At 65.6% G+C, this 22,845-nt stretch carries 11 protein-coding genes, 1 pseudogene and 1 riboswitch; of the genes and pseudogenes, 5 read left to right on the forward strand and 7 right to left on the reverse strand.

Annotation, left to right across the window (positions count from 1 at the left end):
• Window positions 1-261 precede the first annotated feature (261 nt).
• The 7 genes from thiC to FO488_RS04005 form a co-directional block, all read right to left on the reverse strand.
• Window positions 262-1,548 carry a phosphomethylpyrimidine synthase ThiC gene (thiC, locus tag FO488_RS03960; RefSeq protein WP_149209356.1) on the reverse strand — a complete coding sequence of 429 codons (1,287 nt, stop codon included), beginning with the start codon at window positions 1,546-1,548 and terminating at the stop codon, window positions 262-264.
• 33 nt (window positions 1,549-1,581) lie between these two features.
• Window positions 1,582-3,057, reverse strand: coding sequence for a bifunctional hydroxymethylpyrimidine kinase/phosphomethylpyrimidine kinase (thiD, locus tag FO488_RS03965; RefSeq protein ID WP_149209357.1), 1,476 nt, complete (start codon window positions 3,055-3,057; stop codon window positions 1,582-1,584).
• Window positions 3,058-3,129: 72 nt separating this feature from the next.
• Window positions 3,130-3,236, reverse strand: a riboswitch (TPP riboswitch).
• 114 nt (window positions 3,237-3,350) lie between these two features.
• Complete coding sequence (locus FO488_RS20390) at window positions 3,351-6,470, reverse strand: fibronectin type III domain-containing protein (protein WP_168205867.1); 3,120 nt, start codon at window positions 6,468-6,470, stop codon at window positions 3,351-3,353.
• Between the two features lie 268 nt (window positions 6,471-6,738).
• The gene (locus FO488_RS03990; protein ID WP_149209358.1) at window positions 6,739-8,937 is read right to left on the reverse strand and encodes a S8 family serine peptidase; all 2,199 of its coding nucleotides are present in this window, start codon (window positions 8,935-8,937) and stop codon (window positions 6,739-6,741) included.
• Between the two features lie 259 nt (window positions 8,938-9,196).
• Window positions 9,197-9,751 carry a hypothetical protein gene (locus FO488_RS03995; protein ID WP_149209359.1) on the reverse strand — a complete coding sequence of 185 codons (555 nt, stop codon included), beginning with the start codon at window positions 9,749-9,751 and terminating at the stop codon, window positions 9,197-9,199.
• A 34-nt stretch (window positions 9,752-9,785) separates the two neighbouring features.
• Window positions 9,786-12,653 (reverse strand): S-layer family protein, encoded by a 2,868-nt coding sequence (locus tag FO488_RS04000; RefSeq protein WP_168205868.1) that lies wholly within the window; start codon window positions 12,651-12,653, stop codon window positions 9,786-9,788.
• Between the two features lie 101 nt (window positions 12,654-12,754).
• Entirely contained in the window at window positions 12,755-15,487 is a 2,733-nt protein-coding gene (locus FO488_RS04005; protein WP_149209361.1) for a DUF4347 domain-containing protein, read from the reverse strand.
• A 400-nt stretch (window positions 15,488-15,887) separates the two neighbouring features.
• Here FO488_RS04005 and alr point away from each other — a divergent pair, with 400 nt between their 5' ends.
• The 5 genes and pseudogenes from alr (at window position 15,888) to purD (ending at window position 22,715) form a co-directional block, all read left to right on the forward strand.
• Complete coding sequence (alr, locus tag FO488_RS04010; RefSeq protein WP_149209362.1) at window positions 15,888-17,027, forward strand: alanine racemase; 1,140 nt, start codon at window positions 15,888-15,890, stop codon at window positions 17,025-17,027.
• A 219-nt stretch (window positions 17,028-17,246) separates the two neighbouring features.
• Complete coding sequence (selD, locus tag FO488_RS04015) at window positions 17,247-18,275, forward strand: selenide, water dikinase SelD (protein WP_149209363.1); 1,029 nt, start codon at window positions 17,247-17,249, stop codon at window positions 18,273-18,275.
• Complete coding sequence (locus FO488_RS04020) at window positions 18,275-19,516, forward strand: ASKHA domain-containing protein (protein ID WP_149209364.1); 1,242 nt, start codon at window positions 18,275-18,277, stop codon at window positions 19,514-19,516. Before selD ends, FO488_RS04020 begins: the two co-directional genes overlap by 1 nt.
• 181 nt (window positions 19,517-19,697) lie before the next feature.
• Window positions 19,698-21,254, forward strand: a complete 1,557-nt coding sequence (gene purH / locus FO488_RS04025; protein WP_149209365.1) for a bifunctional phosphoribosylaminoimidazolecarboxamide formyltransferase/IMP cyclohydrolase — start codon at window positions 19,698-19,700, stop codon at window positions 21,252-21,254.
• 187 nt (window positions 21,255-21,441) lie between these two features.
• Window positions 21,442-22,715 (forward strand): annotated as a pseudogene (gene purD / locus FO488_RS04030) (phosphoribosylamine--glycine ligase).
• The last annotated feature ends 130 nt before the right edge of the window (window positions 22,716-22,845 follow it).

Raw genomic sequence — 22,845 nt, forward strand, 5'->3', positions numbered from 1 at the left:
CCCTGGGGAGAGAACGGCCGGAACCGACTTTGACCCCCCTTGACCACCACACTATATACGGGTGCCCAGGATCTGATCTTTCGGCACCCGGCTGTCTCCGTGAGACCCGTAGGCTATCCGTCCCGTCATCGCTGGCGGTTTAGTAGTATCGCTTATCAGATGGTCAGTAAATTGCTAATATATGTAGGAATTAATTCTAAGCGCGGCCGCCTGTTTGTCAAGTCATATTTGGCGGTTCAGTGAATACGGCATGCCGGGGAATCACCGCTTCATGGCATCGTCCATGACCTTGTAGGCGCAGAACTCGCCGCACATGGTGCAGGCCCCGTGGTCGGCAACCGGCGAGTTGGCGCGGAACTCCCGCGCCTTGTCTTCATCCAGCGCCAGGGCGAATTGCCCTTCCCAGTCCAGTTTTTTCCGGCATCTGGCCATCTGGATGTCCTTGTCCATGGCCCCCTTGACCCCCTTGGCGATGTCGGCCGCATGGGCGGCGATACGGGAGGCGATCACGCCGTCGCGCACGTCCTGCACGTCCGGCAGGCGCAGATGTTCGCTGGGGGTGACGTAGCAGAGGAAGTCGGCCCCGGCGGCCGCGGCGATGGCGCCGCCGATGGCGCAGGTGATGTGGTCGTAGCCCGGTGCGATATCGGTGACCAGGGGACCCAGGACGTAGAAGGGGGCGCCGTGGCACAGCCGCTTCTGCAACTGGATGTTGGCCTGGATCTGGTTCAGGGGCACGTGCCCCGGTCCTTCGATCATGACCTGCACCCCGGCGTCCTGGGCGCGCTGGGTCAACTCCCCCAGGATGATCAACTCGTGGATCTGGGCCCGGTCCGTGGCGTCGGCTAGGCAGCCGGGGCGGAAGCCGTCGCCCAGGGACAGGGTCATGTCGTATTCCCTGGTGATCTCCAGGAGTTTGTCGAAGTGCTCGAAGAGCGGGTTCTCCTGGCGGTTGTAGGCCATCCACTCGATGGTGAAGGCCCCCCCGCGGGAGACCACGTCCATGACGCGCCCCTCGTTCTTCATCCGCTCCACCGTGGAACGGGTCACGCCGCAGTGCACGGTGATGAAGTCCACCCCGTCCTCGGCATGCTTGACGATGCCGGCGAAGATATCGTCCACCGTCATGTCCACGATGGCCTTCTTCTTGACCCGTACGGCGTCTAGGGCGGCCTGGTAGAGCGGCACGCTGCCGATGCAGGCGGTGGTTTCCGCCACCACGGCCCGTCTGATTTCGTCCACCGGTCCGCCGGTGGAGAGGTCCATGATGGCGTCGGCCCCGTATTTCACGGCAATGCGGGCCTTTTCCAGTTCCTTCTGCATGTCCGTATCGTCGGAGGACGAGCCGATGTTGGCGTTGATCTTGGTGCGCAGGCCGGTCCCCACCGGCAGGGGGGTGCCATTGGCGTGCTTGACGTTGTGGCAGATGACGATGGTGCCGGCGGCCAGTCCGTCGCGGATGAACTCGGGCTCCACCCCTTCCGCTGCGGCTGCGATCCGCATCTGTTCGGTAATGAGGCCCCGACGGGCGTATTCAAGCTGGGTCATTGCGTGCTCCGTATCAATGGGTAATGGTAAGGTTCAGCGGTCGCTCTGCCGGGCGGCGGCAAAATGATTCACCGGGCTGTGCCCCCTGCCCAGGGGGTGGGCCAGGCGGATGGCGGCGGAGATGAACTCCTTGGCCTTTTCCACGGCGCATTTGAGCGGTTCCCCCTGGGCGAGGAAGGCGGCGATGGCTGAGGCGTAGGTGCAGCCGGTGCCGTGGGTGTTGCTGGTGAAGGCCCGCTCCGCCGCATATTCCCGGCATTCGTAGCCATCGAAGAGGATATCCGTGGATTGCCGGCCGGCGAGGTGCCCCCCCTTGAGCAGCACGTTGGCCGGGCCGAGGGCGTGCAGGTCGCGGGCCGCCTGCTCCATGTCCGCCTCGCAGCGGATGGCCCGTCCCAAGAGACGCTCGGCCTCGGGGATGTTGGGGGTCAAGAGGTAGGCCTGGGGCAGCAGATGCTCCTGCATGGCGCGGATCGCGTCCCGGTCCAGCAGGGCCGTGCCCCCCTTGGAGATCATGACCGGGTCGATGACCAGCGGGATGTAGGCGGAGCGCTCCGCCAGCAGTTCGGCCAGGGCCGAAACGATGGCCGCGGTGTGCAGCATGCCGGTCTTGATGACGTCCACCGGGATATCGGCCAGCACGGTCGTGATCTGGTCCATCACAAAGGAGGGGGGGAGGCCGTGGATGGCCGAAACCTCCTTGGTATTCTGGGCGGTCAGGGCGGTCAGGGCGCTGGCGGCGTAACTCCCCAGCAGGGTAATGGTCTTGATGTCGGCCTGGATGCCCGCCCCGCCGCCCGAGTCGCTACCGGCCACGGTCAGGACCGAGCCGCGGGGGTGGGGGCAGGTGCGGTTGAAGAGGAGTTTCAACTCGGCGGCCGCGATGTCCGGGCGGGGGCTCGACAGCACCGACGAGATCACCGCCACGGCGTCGGCGCCGGCATCGATCACCCGGCAGGCGTTGCTGGTGGTGATGCCGCCGATGGCCACCACCGGGAGCTTGATGCGGTCGCGGATGGCGCACAGGCCGCTGGTGCCCGGCATGTGGGTGATGACCTTGCTGTCCGTGGGGTACATGGCGCCGAAGCCGATGTAGTCGGCCCCTTCCTGCTCGGCCTGGAGGGCTTCCTCCAGGTTGTGGGTCGATTTGCCCACGATCTTGCCGGGGCCGAGCAGCATCCGCGCCTCGGCGATGGCACCGTCGTCCTGCCCCAGGTGAACGCCGTCCGCATCCAGTTCCTTGGCCAGGCGGGTATCGTCATTGACGATGAAGATCACGCCGAAGCGCCTGCAGAGCTGTTTCAGCTCGCTTCCTTCCGCCAGCAGGGTTTCGCGGCTTTTCTCCTTGGCGCGGTACTGCAGCACCGCCACGCCGCCCCGCAGGGCGGTCCGCACCCGCTCCACCAGGTTGTCTCCCTGGTCGGTGATCAGGTACACCCCCTCCACCGGCGGGAATACGTGCGTCGTATTGTTGATGACGAGCCGGAACCGTCTGCTGCAATCGCCCATGGCATATCCCTCGTGATAATAGAAAAGCCGCGCTGTTGTGATACAGGCGGCCGGGTTCATGGATTGGATGAACAGTCGTGCAAGCCGCTTTCCTACGCCGGGATTAACCGGATCAGGTTCAAAGGGTCTGATTCCAAAAGGAATCATCTCAGCTCTTTCGAACTCCCCCAGGGCCTTGTGATTGTGTCTACGGTACTGGATTTAACCGCTCCTGTCAATCCCAATGACTGTTGGGCAGGCGCGGATGCCGCAATACCGCCGTCGTCGGGGATGCCGGGAGGCGGCTTCCGCCGTTACAGCAGTCCGATCGTCCGGCGCAGGATGACGAGGACGTCCTCGACATTGATCTTGCCGTCCCCCACCGATACGCCGCCTACCAGCGGCGCCACATCCAGGTGCAGGAGCTGGCTGGCGGTCGGGGTGACGGTGCCCACCGCCGCCTTCAGAGCCAGCAGGGCGTCTGCGATGGCGAAGGTGGGGGTGGAGGTGCAGGCGGCGGTGGTAAAGGTGGCGTCGCTGCCGTTGGTGGTGCCGGCGCTGTTTGTCCCTTTCACCCGGAAGTGGTAGGTGGCGTTGCAGTTGAGCCCGGTGAGGGCGACGACGGCGGGGGTGCTCCCCGCCCCGGTGCCGACCGTGGCGCCGGTGGTGGCGGCCGTGGTGGTGCCGTAGCCGGTGGTGGTGCCGTAATCGAAGGTGACGGTGGTATCGTAGCCGTTGTCGGCGACGGTGCCGTTCAGGGTGGCGCCGCTGGCGGTGACGGCGGCGGCCGCGCCGGTGACGGCGGTGGGTGCCGAGCGGCTTGGGGTGGTGACGCTGTTGGAAGCCCCCGAGGCGGTCCCGGTGCCGGCGGAGTTGGTGGCGGCGACCGTGAAGGTGTAGGCGGTACCGTCGGCAAGGCCGGTTACCGTGATGGGACTGGCGGTGCCGGTGGCGGTGATGCTCCCCGGCGACGAGGTGACCGTATAGGCGGTAATGGTGGCGCCGCCGTCCGCGGCGGGCGGGGTGAAGCTCACCGTTGCCCGGCCGTAGCCGGCCGTGGCGGCGGTGCCGATGGCGGGGGCGCCGGGTACGCAGGCGGCGGTGGTAAAGGTAGCGTCGCTGCCGTTGGTGGTGCCGGCGCTGTTTGTCCCGCTGACCCGGAAGTGGTAGGTAGTGTTGCAGTTGAGCCCGGTGATGGCGACGGCGGCGGGGGTGCTCCCCGCCCCGGTGCCGACCGTGGCGCCGGTGGTGGCGGCCGTGGTGGTGCCGTAGCCGGTGGTGGTGCCGTAATCGAAGGTGACGGTGGTATCGTAGCCGTTGTCGGCGACGGTGCCGTTCAGGGTGGCGCCGCTGGCGGTGACGGCGGCGGCCGTGCCGGTGACGGCGGTGGGTGCCGAGCGGCTCGGGGTGGTGACGCTGTTGGAAGCCCCCGAGGCGGTCCCGGTGCCGGCGGAGTTGGTGGCGGCGACCGTGAAGGTGTAGGCGGTACCATCGGCAAGGCCGGTCACCGTGATGGGACTGGCGGTGCCGGTGGCGGTGATGCTCCCCGGCGACGAGGTGACCGTATAGGCGGTAATGGTGGCGCCGCCGTCCGAGGCGGGCGGTGTGAAGCCCACCGTTGCCCGGCCGTAGCCGGCCGTGGCGGCGGTGCCGATGACGGGGGCGCCGGGTACGCAGGCGGCGGTGGTGAAGCTTGCGTCGCTGCCGTTGGTGGTGCCGGCGCTGTTTGTCCCGCTGATCCGGAAGTGGTAGGTCGTGTTGCAGGTGAGCCCGGTGATGGCGACGGCGGCGGGGGTGTCCCCCGCTCCGGCGCTGACCGTGGCGCCGGTGGTGGCGGCCGTGGTGGTGCCGTAACCGGTGGCGGTGCCGTAGTCGAAGGTGACGGTGGTATCGTAGCCGTTGTCGGCGACGGTGCCGTTCAGGGTGGCGCCGCTGGCGGTAATGGCACTGGCCGCGCCGGTGACGGCGGTGGGCGTGGTGGAGACTCTCATCACCGTTGCCTGGTAGGTGGTGCTGCTGCCGTCCTGGTACGCCACGAAGGGGGCGCCGTCCGGGGCAAAGGCGAGCGAGGTGGAGAAGGCCGCCCCGAGGGAGAAGCCGGCATTCCCCATCGGAATCCAAGCGCTGCCGTCGAACTTCATCGCCGTGGCCCGGGAGGAGGTGCCGTCGTCCTGGTACGCCACGAAGGGGGTGCCGTCCGGGGCAAAGGCGAGGGAGGGGGTATAGGCCGCCCCGGCGGAGAAACCGGCACTCCCCACCGTAAGCCAACTGCTGCCGTCGAACTTCATCACCGTGGCCCTGGAGGAGGTGCTGCCGTCACGGTACGCCACAAAGGGGGTGCCGTCCGGGGCAAAGGCGAGCGATGTGTCTGCCGCCGCCCCGGTGGAGAAGCCGGCGCTGCCCACCGTAAGCCAGGCGCTGCCGTCGAACTTCATCACCGTGGCTTTGCCGGAGTTGCCGTCGTCTTCGTACGCCACGAAGGGGGTACCGTCCGGGGCAAAGGCGAGCGATGTGTCTGCCGCCGCCCCGGTGGAGAAGCCCGGGGCTCCCACCGCGAGCCAGCTGCCGCCGCTGTACTTCATGACCCTGATCTTGTAGTCGCTGTCGTCCTGGTAGGCCACATAGGGGGTGCCGTCCGGGGCAAAGGCGAGCGACATGGTATAGACGACCCCGGTGGAGAACCCCTGGGGCCCCACCAGGGCCCAGTTGCCGCCGATGTATGCCATCACCGTGGCCTTGCCGGAACTGGTGTAGTCCTGATAGGCCACATAGGGGGTGCCGTCCGGGGCGAAAGCGAGCGAGGTATACTGGACGGCCCCGGCGGAGAAGCCGAAGCCGCCCACCGCAAGCCAACTGCCGCCGCTGAATTTCATGACCGTGGCTCTGCCGGAACTGGCGTAGTCCTTGTACGCCACATGGGGGGTGCCGTCCGGGGAAAAGGCGAGTGTGGGGAACGATGCCATGCCGGTAGAAAACTTGATGTTCCCCACCGGCGTCCAGGCCGGGTTGACAAAGGCCAGCGCCCCCTTGGTGGTGAGGTTGGCCGTGGCGGGTACGGTTTGCAGGGTTGTGCCGTCATCGGCGGTGAAACAGACCGTATAAGGGGTTGCGGCCGCCAGGTTGCGCAGGGTGTAGCTGCCCGCACTGTTGGCGGTGAGCGCCAGGGAGCCGAAGCGCAGCGCGGCTGCGCCCGTGCCGTCCTTGCCGTTTTTTACCTGGGCGCCGGTGCCGCAGGCCGTATCGTTTCCGGCGAGCAGGGTGATGTAGCCGGTGCCGCTCGCGTCCGCTTGCAGCGACAGGGTAGCCGTGCCGACATTCACGCCGGTTGCGACCGGCGCGGCAAGGGTAGGGGCAGCCTGTGCCATTCGCAGCGGCAGGAACAGCGCCGATAAGGCGACCGCCAGGAAGGCCGCGACCGGTTTCGTAGGTGCCATGCTCGATTCTCCTTTGCCGGTTGTCTCATTACAAGCCGGGGGCGTCCGGCCGCGCTGCGGCGGCAGGGCTCCCCTGAACGATAAGGTGCAATTGTACCACAGCACACGCCCTGTGGGGCAAATCGCGAAAAAAAAGCCTGTTCCAGAGCCAGCTCTTCAGTATGCTGCCGGTAGCCCCATTCCCCCGCGGTACCCATGGCGGTCCCGAACCGCGTCCTGGGTCCGGGTTAACCTCATGAAGACACCCTTCGGTATATTCCGGTCATTATTACATCAATCCCACCGCCTTGCGCAGGATGACGACGGCATCCTCCATATCCACCGTACCGTCCCCTACGGAAACGCCGTTCAGCAGGGGAGCCACATCCAGCTTGAGGATCTGGCTCTGGGTCGGTATGACGTACCCCACAGTCATCTTCAGTGCCAGGAGGGCGTCCGCTGCGGTAAAGGTCGCGGGGGTCGGGGTTGCGCTGTTGGATGCCGCGGATGCCGCGCCATAGCCGGAGTTGTTGTGGGCGGCGACGGTGAAGGTATAGGTTGTACCGTTGGTGAGCCCGCTGATGATGATGGGGCTGGAGGTGCCGGTGGCGGTGACGCCGCCGGGGGATGACGTCACCTTGTACAGGTCGATGGCCGGGCTGCCGTTACTGGTCGGAGGGGTGAAGGCGACCATGGCCCGGGCGTCTCCGGCCGTGGCCGTTCCGATGGACGGCGCGCCCGGGACCGCGGCGGTGACCGTAATGGTGGTGCTGGCGGTGTCGGTTTTGCCCGCGTCGTCCGTCACCGCCAGGGACACCGTGGTTGTGCCGGCGCTGCCCGCCGTGAGGGTCGCGGTGGCCTGGTCGGCATTGGCCAGGGTACCGCCGGTGGTGGTCCAGAGGTGGCTGGCTATGGTCCGCCCGTCGGCCGCCACGGTGCCCGTGCTGCTCAGGGTGACGCTACCACCCGTTATGGTCGCTGTCGTGGATGACGAGATGGCTGCAATGGGGCGTAGCGCCTCGGAGACGGCACCCGCGGCATTGAGCATCCCCGCCCCGCAGGTGGCGGTCGTGCAGTTGCATTCCGCCGCAGGGCTTTTTCCCAAGCTCACGCTTGCCGGGTCCACGGCCGCGCAACTCGTCACCCCGGAGAGCGTGGGAAAGCCCGATGCGCCGGATTTGAGACGGCTTATGAGCGTCGAGGGGGGCAGCGAGGAATTGACCGAGCGCATCAGGGCCGCTACTCCCGCCGCCAGCGGGGAGGAGAAGCTCGTGCCGATCTCATTATCGCTCGCGACGGAATAGTTGTCGGTCTCGGGGGAGGTCGTGCCCGAATTTTTGGTGGAATAGAAGGGATACTGGCAGACCGTGGACGTGCCGCAATTCCCGCCGGGCGCGGCGATGCCCACCTCCGGCCCATAGTTGCTGTAACCGACCTTGCTCCCCACGTTGCGCAGCGCGGCCACCGCCAGGACCCCGGTACAATTGGCCGGCACGCCGACACTTCCCCCGTCGTTCCCGGCCGCGGCCACCACGATGGCCCCCGCGGCCCGCACCTGGCTGACCGCGTCCTGGTAGGCGGCCGTGCAACTGCCGGAGCCCCCCAGGCTCATGTTGATGATCCTGGCCGGGTAGCTGTTGATGGGCACGCCGGTGACCGACAGGCCGGCGGCCCAGCGCATGCCGTCGATGATATCGGAGTCGTAGCCGCCGCATTTCCCCATGACCCGCACCGGCAGGATCTTCGCCCCCCAGGAAACCCCCGCCACTCCCAGGCTGTTGTTGCTCTGGGCGGCGATGATGCCGGCCACCATGGAGCCGTGCCAACTGCTGTTGGTGGCTGTGCAGCCGTCGAAGACCGATGACGATGCCAGGTCTGCCGCCGTCACCCAGTCCCCCGGGTCGGAGGGGTCGCTGTCGCGGCCGTCGCCGTCATTGGCGATAGCGGTATCCGACACGAAATCGTACCCGTACAGGGTGCTGCCGTTGTAGGTCAGCTTGGTGGTCAGGTCCGGGTGGTTGGGGAGGATGCCCGTATCCAGCACCGCCACCACCACGCTGCTGCTGCCTGTGGTGGTGTCCCACGCCGCCGTGGCATTGATGGCCGAGGTCTCGGCCGCCTGCAGGTACCACTGCTGGGAATACATGGGGTCGTTGGCTACGGCGGCGATGAACCTGCGCTCATCCGGCACGGCGTATTCCACGTCGGCCCGCGCCGCCAGGCGTGCCGCCAGTTCCCGTGAGGTCACCCCCGCCGCGCGCACGGCATGCATGCGCCCGGACATGACGCGGCTGGCTACCACGTCCAGGCCGGTTTGCGCGCTCATGGTGCGCATCCGGGCCGCATCGCTCCCCAGAGCCTGGATATCGGATTCGCTCCGGTACTTGACGATGACGCGTCCCTCGTCGGCCCATGCCGTTCCCGTCAGCAGGAGACCGCCCACACAGAGCGCACAGATCAAACCCGCACCATTCCGTACTCTTTCCATATCATGCCCTCCGGCAGTGTCAGATTCCACAAGCGTCGGTTGCAGCCCGGCGACCGGCCCCCAAAAAAGGCCCGCCCTCAGCAAAGGCGAGCCTTGTCACACACAATCTTCCGTGTGTCCCCTAACCATCCGGGAGGGGCAGGCGGCTTTGCGTCCCCAGGTCACCTTGGCTTTGCCCGTTCGATGGGAAATTTCGGCTCAAATTACCTCAACGGGACAGCGAAAGCAACTCTCCGTTCCGCTCGCACCGGACCTGGAACTACCGCACCGCTCCGATGGTGACTTTGAGCTTGTCGGTGAGCACCACCGTGCTGGCGGTGGCGCTGTCGTACCCCACGGCCTTGATGATGGTCACCGGATCGTTGGCGGCCTTGAACTGCGCCAGGGTGATGGAAGTACCGGAAGCCACGGTGCAGGTCAGGCGCAGGAACTCGCCGGAGCGGTAGCTGTTGCTGGTGGTGGCCATGGAGAGGTGGGCCTTGCGCGTGGATACGGAATAGGTGCCGAAGGCCAGGTTGGTGCCGGTCAGGGCCGAGCCGGCGGTGATGGTCGTGCTGTCGATCTGCCCCGATGCGCCACCGGCGGTTGTGGGGGTCATGCCGGCGGGCAGGGTGACGGTGAAGTCGATGCCGCTGACCGGCGCGGCCAGCTGGGCCGTGCTCATGGCGGAGAAGGTAATGGTCGCCGTGCCGCTGGGAAAGACGTAGCTGTCGGCCACCGCTGTGGGGGTGCTGCTGCCGTTGCCGCCGCCTCCGCAGCCGTACAGGGCGGCGAGCGTGAGGGTGGCGAGGATGAGTTTCAGGGTGGTCTTCATGGAGCAATCCTCCTTGGGATAATTGTTGAATAGATTAGAGTAGTCCGACCGCTTTGCGCAAGACAATGATGACGTCTTCCATATCCACCATACCGTCACCAACGGAAACGCCACTCACCATGGGGGCCACATCCAGCCTGAGGATCTGGCTCTGGTCCGGAGTGACGAGGCCCACGGACGCTTTCAACGCCGTGAGGGCGTCCACGATGGTAAAGGCCGATCCGGCCCCGGCCACGGTGATGATGTTGCGGGGCACGGAAAGGGTGGCGCTGCCGTCGGTGGCGGTGACGCTCACCTGGTAGACCTTGCTGCCGCTGAAGGTCAGCTGCTGCTGGAAGGCCCCGGTGGTGCTGTCCACCGTGGGGGTGTAGGTCTGGCCATCCATGGTGATGGTGACGGTGACCGGTGCGCTGTTGTCCGCCACGATCCCTTGCAGCAGGTAGGAGGTCTGGGGGGTGCGGATGTCGCTGGCCGGGTCGCTGACCGTCAGGGAGAACGCGGGCTGGTAGGTGACCGTGCGCTTGGCCTGGGCGGTCTTGCCCGCCCCGTTCGCCGCCGATATCTGGATGGTGTTCATGCCGCTGGTGAGATCGACGGTGAAGGAATAGGTCCCGTCGGTCAGGGTGGCGGTGCCGGGCGTCCCGTCGTTGATGCTGTAGCTGACCACCATGGTTGGATCGGCGGCGGTGGCGGCCTCGGCTTTGGCCGCGATCTTGGCGGTGCCGCTGGCGAGCAGTTCCGCGATGGAGCCGGTGACGGTGACGGACTGCTGGATAAGCGCCTTGTTGTCCGGCGGATAGGCGACCGCCAGGTGGAGCGCGCTGCTGTCCAGGGTGATGGTGCGGCTGTCGGTGGCAATGGTGCCGCTGATGTCGGTGGCGACGACGGTGATGGCATTGGCCCCGGCCAGCAGTTGGACCGGGTAGCTGAAACTGCCGTCCGCCGCCACCGCCACGCTGGTGCCGTTGATGGTGAGGCTCTTGAGGTTGGCCGGGGTGCCCGCCGTGCCGCTGACGTTGAGGGTGGTGTCGGTGGTGACCGCCCCGTCGGGCAGGGTCGAGACCTTCAGGGCCGCACCCGTGGTAATGACGGCCTTGGCGACCGCAGCCGTGGCGTTGCCCGCTGCGTCTTCGGCCACCAGGTAGATGTCGTAGACGGTGCTGGGCGCTAAACCGTTCAGGGCGATGCTGCCGGCACTGCCCGCCGGCAGTGCCCCGGTGCCGTCGGCCACGACCGTGACGCCGCCGTAGGCGACGCCCGCCTTGACCTGGGCCACGGCGGGGGCCGTGGCGCCGCCGGCAACGGCGATCCAGTACCCCTTGGCCTTCTCGCTGGCAATAGCCGTCATGGTGCCGCCGGTGCTGGTGGCAGCGCCGATGCCGACACTGGCGAGGACCGGCGGGGTGGTGTCCAGGATATGGGCGGCACCGGATTCCGTGACCTGACCGGCGGCGTAGGTGTTGCCGACGCTGTCGGCCAGGGTTGCGGGCGGCGTGATCCTGAGGTGGGCGTTGGCGGCGCTGTCGGTGATGAAGGTGGCGGCAGTGGTGATGTCTACCGCAGCCAGGGTCAGGGTAACCTGATTGGCGGCGGTCAACGCCGCGCCGGCGATGGCGTAGATCGGGGCGCCGCCGTTGGCGGCTGCCGCCCAGGCAGAGGCGGCGCCGATGGTGGTGGCGTTGAGGGCCTTATTGAACGTCAGCACGATCTTGTGCGGATCGGACTGGTTGTTGACCACGATGTTCACTGCCGGCAGGGTCGGCGCCGTGGTATCGACCAATACACCGGACGTGTTTCCGACACCGGTGAGGGTCAGGGTGGCGTTGCTGTTGGCGCTGTTTCTGATGGTGCCGCCGTTGAGGGTCAAGGCGCCGACGGTGATGCCGTCGCTGTCGCTCTGGCCGGCGGTCACGGTGTAGCGGAACAGGGTGGCGGTGGTGCCCGAGCCGGACATATAGGTGGCGTAGACCGTGCTGCTGCCGATAACCAGCGCCATGCGCGGGGTGCCGGTAACGGTGGCGACGCTGTCCCAGATGATGGTGAAGTCCAGGTTGTCGCCGATCTTGTAGGTGCCGTTGGCGGGAACGGCGACGCTGGCCACGGCGGGGCCCGGATTGGGGGTGACGCTGCTGGAGGCTGCGGAGGCTGCCCCTGTTCCGACGTTGTTGGTGGCCGTCACCGTGAAGGTGTAGGCGGTGCCGTTGGTGAGCCCGGTGACGGTAATCGGGCTGGCGGTGCCGGTGGCCGTGAGGCCGCCGGGGTTGGTGGTAACGGTATAGGAGGTGACGGCAGAACCGCCGGTAAAGGCCGGGGCGGTGAAGGTTACCGAGGCCTGGGCGTCGCCCGCCGAGGCGCTGCCCATGATGGGCGCGCCGGGGACCACGGCATTGACGGAGAAGGAGCGGGACACCGTGGTGGCGGCGTTGTAGGCGGCGTTGCCCGCCTGGGCGGCATTGATGGTGCAGGTGCCGGTGGTGAGAAAGGTCAGTACCCCGACGGGGGTGATGGTGCACACCCCGGTGGTGGACGAGGTAAAGGTGGGCGCCAGGCCGGAGGAGACGGTGGCGGAGAGGGTCGGGGTGGTGCCGAAGTTCTGCGCGCCCGGGTTGGCGAAGGTGATGGTCTGGATCCCCTTGGGGGTGAAACTTGTGGAGGGGGCCGAGGCGGGGCCGGTGCCCGCGCTGTTGGTAGCTGTGACCGTGAAGGTGTAGGCGGTGCCGTTGGCGAGCCCGGTCACGGTGATGGGGCTGCCGAGCGCCGTTGCCGTCAGATTGCCCGGGTTGGAGGTGACGGTATAGCCGGTGATGGCCGCCCCGCCGGTGAAGGCGGGCCCGGTAAAGGCAATCGTGGCCTGGGTATTGCCGGCGGTGGCACTGCCGATGGCGGGCGCGCCGGGAACCACGGCATTGACGGCGAAGGAGCGGGTGACCGTGGTGGCCGCGTTGTAGGTGCCGTCACCCGTCTGGTTGGCGTTGATGGTGCAGGTGCCGGTGGCGGGAAAGGTCAGGGCCCCCCGGTAGTGACGGTGCAGACCCCGGTGGTGGAGGAGGAGAAGGTGACAGTCAGACCGGAGGAGGCGGTGGCGTTCAGGGGCGGGGTGGTGCCGAAGTTCTGGTCGCCCGGATTGTTGAAGGTGATGGTCTGGCTCGCCTTGTAGATGAACTGGTCGCTTGAGCTGGTGACGCTGGTGCCGCCCGCCGTGGTGACGGTGACATCCACGGTGCCGAGCGAGCCGGCCGGCGCGGTGGCCGTGATCTGGGTAGCCGAGTTGACGGTGATGCCGGTGGCGGCGGTGGTGCCGAACATGACGGAGGTGGCGCCGGTGAGGTTGGTGCCGGTGATGGTGACGCTGGTCCCCCCGGCAGTCGGGCCGCTCGTCGGCGAGACGGCGGTGACCGTGGGCACCGCCGCATAGGTGAACTGGTCGGCGCTGCTCGTGGCGCTGGTGCCGTTGGGGGTCGTTACCGTGATATGGACGGCGCCCGCCGACCCGGCCGGCGAGGTGGCGGTGATCTGCGTTGCCGAGTCCACGCTGAAGCTGCCGGCGGCGACGCCGCCGAATCTGACCGACGTGGCGCCGGTGAATTTGGTCCCGGTAATGGTGACGGCGGTCCCCCCGGATACCGGGCCGTTGGCGGGGGATATGGCGGTGACGGCCGGCAGGTTGGGCGGGGTGATGTTGTTGATCACGAGCGTGTTGATGTTGAAATCCAGGGTGCCGCTGGCCGCGGTGATAGTTACCCATTTCACGCCCGCGAAGATGTCGGACGCAAGCTCGTCGCCGATATTGTAGGTGTTGGAGAAATTGGGCTCGCTCATCATGTACGAACCGAGCGGCGAAGTTGCCGTCCATTGCCCCTTGTCGGTCGTGAAGGTGAGGGTGAGCGTCCCCCCGGAATAGGCGTTGTCGTTATTGCCGATGGTGATCGACTGGAAATCGAAGGTCGCCGAGTTTGCAAAGGCAAATTTGATCTCGGTGGGGGCCGTCGCGCTCGGATCGGCCGACAGCGCGTCACCGCCATCCCCCCAGACATCTCCAATCAGATTCTGGCTGGACCCCGCCTTGCTGTCCGATGGCGCCAGGGTGATCTGCAGGGGGGAAACATGCCCGTTCAGGGTGTAGATGATCGGGTTCCCGGTCGTACCGGTGTCGTATCCCGAGATCGTGCCGTCCGCGAAAGCGGTGCCGCTGGTATTGGTGTCAAAGGTGTAGAGGGCGCTGCCGATGGTGCCGGTGGAGACGGTGACCGTGGCAGCCAGGCTGACCGTCGTGCTGTTGCTGGTGCTGCCGCTGTCGGTGACATTGACCAGCGTGACGACACGGTCCCCGGTCGTTACCGCCGCGGCGGTGTTTTTGTACGCGGCCTCGTTGACCAGGGCCGCCATCCCGCTGTTGTCCCGCCCCAGATTCGTCAACGTCACGGTTGCCGTGCCGCCTGAAAGGGATACGGTGTAATTGCCTCCGCTCCCGATTGTTCCGCTGCCGGCGGTCAGGGGGATAGCGGTGCCGCCGATGGTCAGGTATTCGGTGGCATCGGCCACATTCGTCACGGTAAACGTAGCGCCGGTAAAGGTCTGGGCCTGCGGAACATTATTGGTGTTTGCCGCCACCGTACCATAAAGATCCGCGCCGGTGGTGCTCCCCTGCACAAAGGTGGGAGTGCCCCCCGTGGCGGAGAGGGACGGCGCGATGTCCGCCGCTGTAAAGACGATGGTGTCGGCCGTGAAGGTAACGGTGCCCGAACCGCCGGTACGGGCTACCTTGACGGAGGTCACCGGACCCCATCCGGACGGGGTGACCGTGTAGGTGGGGGCTCCGCCGCTATAAAGATCGCTATACCCGGGCGTGGCCGAGTAGGTGTACGTCGTTGCACCATTGGAACCCTGGATGGTGAACGCCGATACGGCACCGCTGTTGGACGCGAAACCGACGTTGAAACTGGATATATTGACCGGTTGGCTGAAGGTGAACCGGATATAGGTGCCCGAATTGGACGTATCCACGACATAGCCGCTGGAAGCGGATAGCGAGCCGCCGCTGTCCGTGGCAACGGTAACTGTCACGCCATCGACCGTTTGCTTGTTATCGCCACTGAAGGAGCTGAAATCGAAGGTGCTCAACACGTGCGGGTAGGCGGTCTGGGCCTTTGCCGTGAATGCGACCGGCGTATCGATGGCGCCGCTTTGCTGTTCCAGCACCCAGTTCCCGTGGTGGCCGGCCGAGCCGGTGGCATCCACCGAAGCAGCCACAGCCGCCCCGGTTGCCGTCGCCAGTTTTGCGATGAACCGTTGTCCAAGGGGGCCGCGCGCCACCGAGCAGCCGTACAGCAGGATGTTCCCACCTTTTTGCAACGACCTGCCGATTATCTTCATCTGCGGATCATAGCCTTCCAGGCGTTCCGTCGACAAAAGACCGGCCCCCAGGAAAACCATGCCCGGCTCGCCGTGGGAAACGATATGAATGGCCTTCAGGTCCCGCCTGTCTGCCAGCACTGCGCCGATCTGAGCCATTCCGTCGCCTCCGGCCTTAAGCCGGACAACCTCCAGTCCCGGCCGGACCCCGTCCGCCAGGACCCGTGCATCCTGAACGGCGGCATCGATGAAGACGATCTCCCGCAGGGCGGCCGTCTTGGGAGCGTTCACGGGATCGATGTCGGCGGCCGTTGCCGGAAGGGCGAGGCCTAACCCGATCCAGCCGATCAGGAACAGGCGAACCAAAGGTATCCACCAATTCATACAAAACCTCCTGGTACTGCATTAGTGTAATAGGGAACGTGATACCGCGTACCTGAATGCACTGCTGTAGATCGTCGTGATGCCGATTGTGCGCACCGAACGCTTCCATCATCTGTGAAATTATGGTGATATGACAGGACAGTGTGAATGGTAATAGCATTTTTTTCACATTTTGTCTGTCGAGAAAACCAACGTATTATGTGGGTAAAATTACGGACACTTGTGTCCGTAATTTCCCGGACATTGGTGTAGAATCGGCACCGGCCGCGGCCGTGCCGGCAGGGGACTGTCCCGCCGGCAACGGCGCCCCCTTTCCCTTTACAGCCAGGGCCGGACGTGGTAATAACCCCTTCCTGAGACACTGTCTCGCCTTTATTCCGAAACAAGGAGCATCACGGTCGTGTACGACAGCCGTCCCACATTCGCCGAGATCGATCTCGACGCCCTGCGCCACAATTTTGAGGTTATCCGGGCTGCCATTCCCCGCCGGACCGAGATCCTGGCGGTGGTCAAGGCCGACGCCTACGGCCACGGTTTCATGGACATCAGCCATGAACTGGAGGCCCTGGGGGTGAACGCCTTTGGCGTCGCTTTCCTGGCCGAGGGGATACAACTGCGTAAAAGCGGCATCGACAAGCCGATCCTGCTCTTGGGCGGGGTGTATCCGGGGCAGGAGCGCAAATGCATCGGCTACAATATCTCCACCGCGCTCTTCACCCTGGAACAGGCCCAGGCGCTCAACCAGGCGGCCGGCAAACTCTTTCGCAAGGCCCAGGTCCACCTCAAGATCGACACCGGCATGGGGCGCCTGGGGATCACCTACGCCGAGGCCCCGGCGTTCCTGGCTGAGCTGAAGAAGCTGCCCAACATCACCCTGGAGGGGATCGTCTCCCACTTCGCCAGCGCCGACGAACTGGACGAGTCGGGCCAGCACTTCACCCGCATCCAGGCCGAGCGTTTCTCCTGGGTGGTGGCCGCGGCCCGCAAGGCCGGCTTCTCCCCCCGTTACGTCCACATCGCCAACAGCGCCGCGGCCCTGCTCCGGGACAACGCCGGCTGCAATCTGGTCCGCCCCGGCATCGTGCTCTACGGAGCCATCCCCTCGCCCGATTTTCAGGGAAAACTGGACCTCCGGCCGGTCATGCGCCTCAAAAGCCGCATCGCCATGCTGAAATGGGTGGAGTCGGGCACCACCATCAGCTATGCCCGTCGCTTCACCGCCGCCGAACGGACCCTGATCGCCAGTGTGCCGGTGGGGTATGCCGACGGCTACCCCCGCACCCTCACCAACCGGGGCGAGGCGTTGATCCGCGGCCAACGGGCCCGGGTGGCCGGCACGGTCTGCATGGACTGGATCATGCTGGACGTGACCCATATCCCCGGCGTGGCCGTGGGGGACGAGGTGGTCCTCATCGGCCCGGACGGGGCGGGAAACTGCATCCACGCCGAGGAGCTGGCCACCCTGGCCGGCACCATCCCCTACGAGATCTTCTGCGGCATCAGCAAGCGGGTACCCCGGATTTATCTGAAATCGAGTTAAAGGACAAAAGCCTGTAGTTACCACGGAGGACCATCGGAGGAAAAACAAACAACGAGGCGATTAACCGTCGTTGAATAGAATTAGATTCGAATGTGCGGTCGCCTTGCTTTAAGAATCTTGTTTTCCTCCGTGCCCCTCCGTATCCTCCGTGGTGAGCTGTTGTTGTGGGCGGGATATTCTTTATGTTGTTACATGCATTACAAGGGAGCGATTGACCACATGATCAAGCTGACGCAACTGGTAAAAGCCGCCGGTTGAGCCGCGAAACTGGGCCCTGCGGGCCTGGCGAAAGCCCTGGACGGGCTTTGGGAGTACCGCGACGAAAACCTGCTTGTAGGCCCCGAGACCTCCGACGACGCCGGGGTCTACCGGATAGCGCCGGAGTGCGCCCTGGTGGAGACGGCCGATATCATCACCCCACCGGTGGACGATCCCTTCACCTTCGGCCGTGTCGCCGCCACCAATGCCATCTCCGATGTCTATGCCATGGGCGCCCGCCCGGTGACCGCCATGAACCTGGTGTTCTTCCCGGCCTGTTCCCTGCCGGGCGAGATCCTGGGCGAGATCCTGGCCGGGGGTAACAGCGTGCTGAAAGAGGCCGGGGTCTGTCTGGTGGGCGGGCATACGGTGGAGGACGACGAGTTGAAGTACGGCCTCTCCGTGACCGGCCTGGTGGACCCCGCCGCCATCATCCGCAACTCCACCGCCCGGCCGGGGGACCAACTGGTCCTGACCAAGCCCCTGGGCACCGGCATCATCTCCACCGCCGTCAAGGGGGAAATGGCCCCGGAGGTGGCGGTGGCCGCGGCCTCTGCCTGGATGACCACCTCCAACCGGGCGGGCGCCGAGCTGATGCGGGAATGCAACGCCTCCGCCGCCACCGACGTGACCGGTTTCGGCCTGATCGGCCATTGCAGCGAGATGGCCCGCGGGGCCGGGGTGACCATCCGCCTGCGGCTCGACGCCATCTCCCTCATGTCCGGCGTGACCGGGCTGGTGGGCGACGGCATGGTGCCGGCCGGCTGCTACCGCAACCGGGATCATTACGCCCCCCTGGTGAGCGGCCGGGACACCCGCGACGAGGCCTTGCTGCCGCTCTTCGATCCCCAGACCTCCGGCGGGCTCCTCATCGCCCTGAGCCATGAAGATGCGGCACGGTTCCTGGCCCAGGCCGGAGAACGCGGCATCTTTGCCCGCCAGGTAGGCGAGGTGCTTCCCCGGCAATCCCACCCCATCGAGATGAACTGATGGCCGGCTACGCCCTGGCCATGGATCTGGGGACCACCACCCTGGCCGTTTCGCTTGTTGATCGCGCCGTCGGCAAGCGGCTGGCCATGACCGGCGGCATGAACCCCCAGCGCCGCTTCGGGGCCGACGTGGTGTCGCGCCTGGACGCTGCCGTGCACTCCGACGGGGCGTTGCAGGAGATGGCCGCCCTGATCCGCGCCGAACTGCGGCGCCTGGCCCACGAGCTGTGCGCGGAGTGCGGCGTCCCGTGGAGTGGGGTCAGGCAGGTCGCCATCGCCGGGAACCCGGCCATGCAGCACCTGCTGTTGGGGCTGCCGGTGAAGACCCTGGCCTTTCCCCCCTACCGCCCCCTGTTCAGCGGCGGCAGGCAGGTGACGACGGCGGAGTTGGGGTGGGAGGGCGCGGCCCCGGTGTATCTCTTTCCCATGCCGGGCGGCTTCGTGGGGGGGGATACGATCGCCTTCCTCTACGGCGCCCAACCGGGAGAGGCCACCCTCTGTCTGGACCTGGGGACCAACGGCGAGATGGCCCTGACCGCGGGCGACACCATCTGGGCAACCTCGGCCGCCGCCGGGCCGGCTTTCGAGGGGGGCAACCTCTCCTGCGGCATGGCCGCCCTGCCGGGGGCCATCACTGCCATCCGCATCGAAGGGGAGCGGGTCAGGATCGCTACCCTGGGCAACCGGGAGCCGGTGGGCATCTGCGGTTCGGCCGCCATCGAATTGGTCACGGAACTGCTGGGCCACGGGATTCTGGAAGCGGGGGGGCGGCTGCGTACCAGCGTCGAGATCCCCTCGAACCTGGGGCAGCGGGTGGTCGAACAGGAGGGGGAGAGCGCCTTTGTCATCCACCGGGACGCCCGGGGAGCACTGTTCCTCACCCAGGGAGACGTCCGCCAGATCCAGTTGGCCAAGGGTGCCATCCGGGCCGGCATGGAGGTGCTGGCCGAGTGCGCCGGCATACCTTTGCCGGGCCTGCGCGAGGTGCTCCTGACCGGTTCCTTCGGTGCCGTTTTACGTCCCTCGTGGCTTAAAACCATTGGAATTTTCGACGAAGGCATGGTACAAAAATCGAGATTTACCCCCGAAGGGGCGCTGGTCGGCGTGGAACGGGCCCTGGCGGCGAGCGACGGTTTCGAATCCGTGGAACGGCTCGGCAAACGGTGCCGGGTGGTGCCGCTCTCGGGCACGCCGCTGTTCGAGAGCATGTTCATGCGGCATATAGATTTCCCGCAGCCGTAAGCACAAACAAGATAAAACCGTAAATTCTGCCACAGAGACACAGAGACTCAGAGAAAACCAAGATTTTTGTCCTAAACCGTTTTGGCTTTTGACGTTCTCCGTGTCTCTGTGTCTCTGTGGCAGGTGTAAGTTGTTGAGGTTTTCCGATTACCAATTTGAGATAGAGAAGGAGCAGTTACCAATGGCCAAGATCACCAGGGCGCTTATCAGCGTTTCCGACAAGACCGGCATCATCGAATTTTCCAGGCAACTGGCCGAGTACGGGGTGGAGATCCTCTCCACCGGCGGCACGGCCAAGCTGCTGCGCGAGGCGGGGCTGACCGTCAAGGACGTGTCCGAGTTCACCGGCTTCCCCGAGATGCTGGATGGCCGGGTCAAGACCCTGCATCCCAAGGTACACGGCGGCCTGCTCGGCATGCGCAGTAATCCGGCCCACGTGGCCAAGATGAAGGAACACGGCATCGAGAACATCGACATGGTGGTCGTCAACCTGTATCCCTTCGAGGCCACCGTGGCCAAACCGGGGTGCCTGCTGGAGGACGCCATCGAGAATATCGACATCGGCGGCCCCACCATGCTCCGCTCGGCCGCCAAGAACTACCCGGACGTGACCGTGATCGTGGACTGCACCGATTACGCCACGGTCCTGGAGGAGATGAAGGAGTCCAAGGGGGCCGTCTCCGCCGCCACCAACTACGGCCTGGCGGTGAAGGTCTTCCAGCACACCGCCGCCTACGACGGCGCCATCTCCAATTACCTGGGAGCGCGTCTCGGGGAGGAGCCCCAGGAGTATCCGGCCACCTTCACCATCCAGGTCAAGAAGGCCCAGGACCTGCGCTACGGCGAGAACCCCCAGCAGTCGGCCGCCTTCTACGTGGAGAAGGACATCGCCGAGCCGTGCGTCTCCAACGCCGTGCAGTTGCAGGGCAAGGAGCTTTCCTTCAACAACATCATCGACCTGGATGCCGCCATCGAGACGGTCAAGGAATTCGAGCAGAGCGCGGCGGTCATCATCAAACACACCAACCCCTGTGGCGTGGCCCTGTCCGCTACGCCGCTGAGCGCCTACCTCAAGGCACGGGAATGCGATCCGGTTTCGGCCTATGGCGGCATCGTCGGCTTCAACCGCCAGGTGGACGCGGACATCGCCCGGGAGCTGGCCTCCACCTTCCTGGAAGCGGTCATCGCCCCCGGCTACAGCGACGAAGCCCTGGAGATCTTCAAGGCCAAGAAGAACGTGCGGGTGATGCAGGTGCCGCTTCTGGGAGAGTACGAGCCCCGGGGGTACGACCTGAAGAAGGTTGTGGGGGGCCTGCTGGTCCAGGGACGCGACCGGGGCATGGTGCGGGCGGCCGACTGCCGCGTGGTGACCGAGCGCACCCCGACCGCCTCGGAATATGCTTCCCTCGATTTTGCCTGGCGGGTGTGCAAGCACGTCAAGTCCAACGCCATCGTCTTTACCAACCGGGACCAGACCGTGGGGATCGGGGCCGGCCAGATGTCCCGGGTAGATTCCTCCAAGATCGCCGTGCAGAAGGCCCTGCTGCCCACCCAAGGGACGGTGCTGGCGTCCGACGCCTTCTTCCCGTTCCGGGACGGGGTGGACGCCGCCGTCGAGGCCGGGGTCACGGCCGTCATCCAGCCGGGGGGGAGCGTGCGGGACGAAGAGGTCATCAAAGCAGCCAACGAGCATGGCATCGCCATGGTGTTCACCGGCATGCGGCACTTCAGGCATTAAAGCAAAAACGGGAAACCCGCCACAGAGACACGGAGACACAGAGAAAACCAAGGGGCAATTCAGGGGTAAAGCAGTTTAGCAGCATTTTGTCCGGTTATCCCTGCTGATTATTTTCTGTTTTTGAATTTCTCCGTGTCTCTGTGTCTCTGTGGCAGAATTTAATTTTTGGATTAAGAGGGACAACGATATGAAAGTTCTAGTAATCGGCGGCGGCGGCCGGGAACATGCGTTGGTGTGGAAGATCGCCCAGTCGCCCCTGGTGACGAAGGTCTTCTGCGCCCCCGGCAATCCGGGAATCAATGACCTGGCCGAGAACGTCCCCCTCCGGGTGGACGAACTGGACAAGCTGCTCGCCTTTGCCCGGGGCGAGGGGATCGATCTCACGGTGGTGGGACCGGAGCAGCCGCTCTCCCTGGGTATCGTGGACCTGTTCGAGGAACATGGCCTCAAGGTTTTCGGCCCTCGGAAGAATGCCGCCATCATCGAGGCCAGCAAGGCGTTCTCCAAGGACCTGATGCAGAAGTACGGCGTTCCCACCGCAGCCTACGGCGTCTTTACCGACGTGGAGGAGGCCGAGGCGTTCATCGACAAAACCGGGGTGCCGATCGTGGTCAAGGCCGACGGCCTGGCCGCCGGCAAGGGGGTCATCATCGCCCAGACCCGTGACGAGGCGGTGGCGGCCGTGAGGGACATGCTGAGCGGCAACGCCTTCGGCAGCGCCGGTTCCCGGGTGGTCATCGAGGAATTCCTCACCGGGGAGGAAGCCTCCTTCCTGGCGATCACCGACGGCAAAAACATCATCCCCCTGGCCAGCGCCCAAGACCACAAGGCGGTCTTCGACGGCGACCAGGGGCCCAATACCGGGGGTATGGGGGCCTATTCCCCGGCGCCGGTGGTAACCCCGGCGGTGCACGATGCAGCCATGGCCGAGGTGCTCCGCCGGACCGTGGACGGCATGGCGGCCGAGGGGAGGCCCTATCGCGGCGTGCTGTACGCGGGGCTGATGGTCAAGGACGGCCGGGTCAAGACCCTGGAGTTCAACGCCCGTTTCGGGGACCCGGAGTGCCAGCCGCTCCTGATGCGCATGAAGTCCGACATCGTGCCGGTTCTCATGGCCGTGGCCGAAGGGAACCTGGAGGGACGCACCATCGAATGGCACGACAAGGCGGCGGTCTGCGTGGTCATGGCCAGCGGGGGCTATCCGGGCGACTACCGCAAAGGGGATGTGATCAGCGGTCTGGACAAGGCGGCCGAATTGGAGGACGTGTTTGTCTTCCATGCCGGCACCGCCATCAAGGACGGCGCGTGCGTCACCAGCGGCGGCCGGGTCCTGGGCGTCACCGCCCTGGGGTCAACGGTGCAGCAGGCCATCGAACGGGCCTACCGGGGGTGGGGCGCATCACCTGGCAGGGGGTGCAGTACCGCACCGACATCGGCAAGAAGGCGCTCGACCGCGGGTAAGGTCAATACAGTCATTTGCCATGGAGCCACAGAGGCACGGAGAAAACCGAGAATGCATTTAGCTTTTGAAGTTCTCCGGGTCTCTGTGGCTCTGTGGCAGAAGTTTTATTTTTTTGTGGCAGAAATAAAT

The organism is Geobacter sp. FeAm09 (genome assembly GCF_008330225.1).
Classification (GTDB): Bacteria; Desulfobacterota; Desulfuromonadia; order Geobacterales; family Pseudopelobacteraceae; genus Oryzomonas.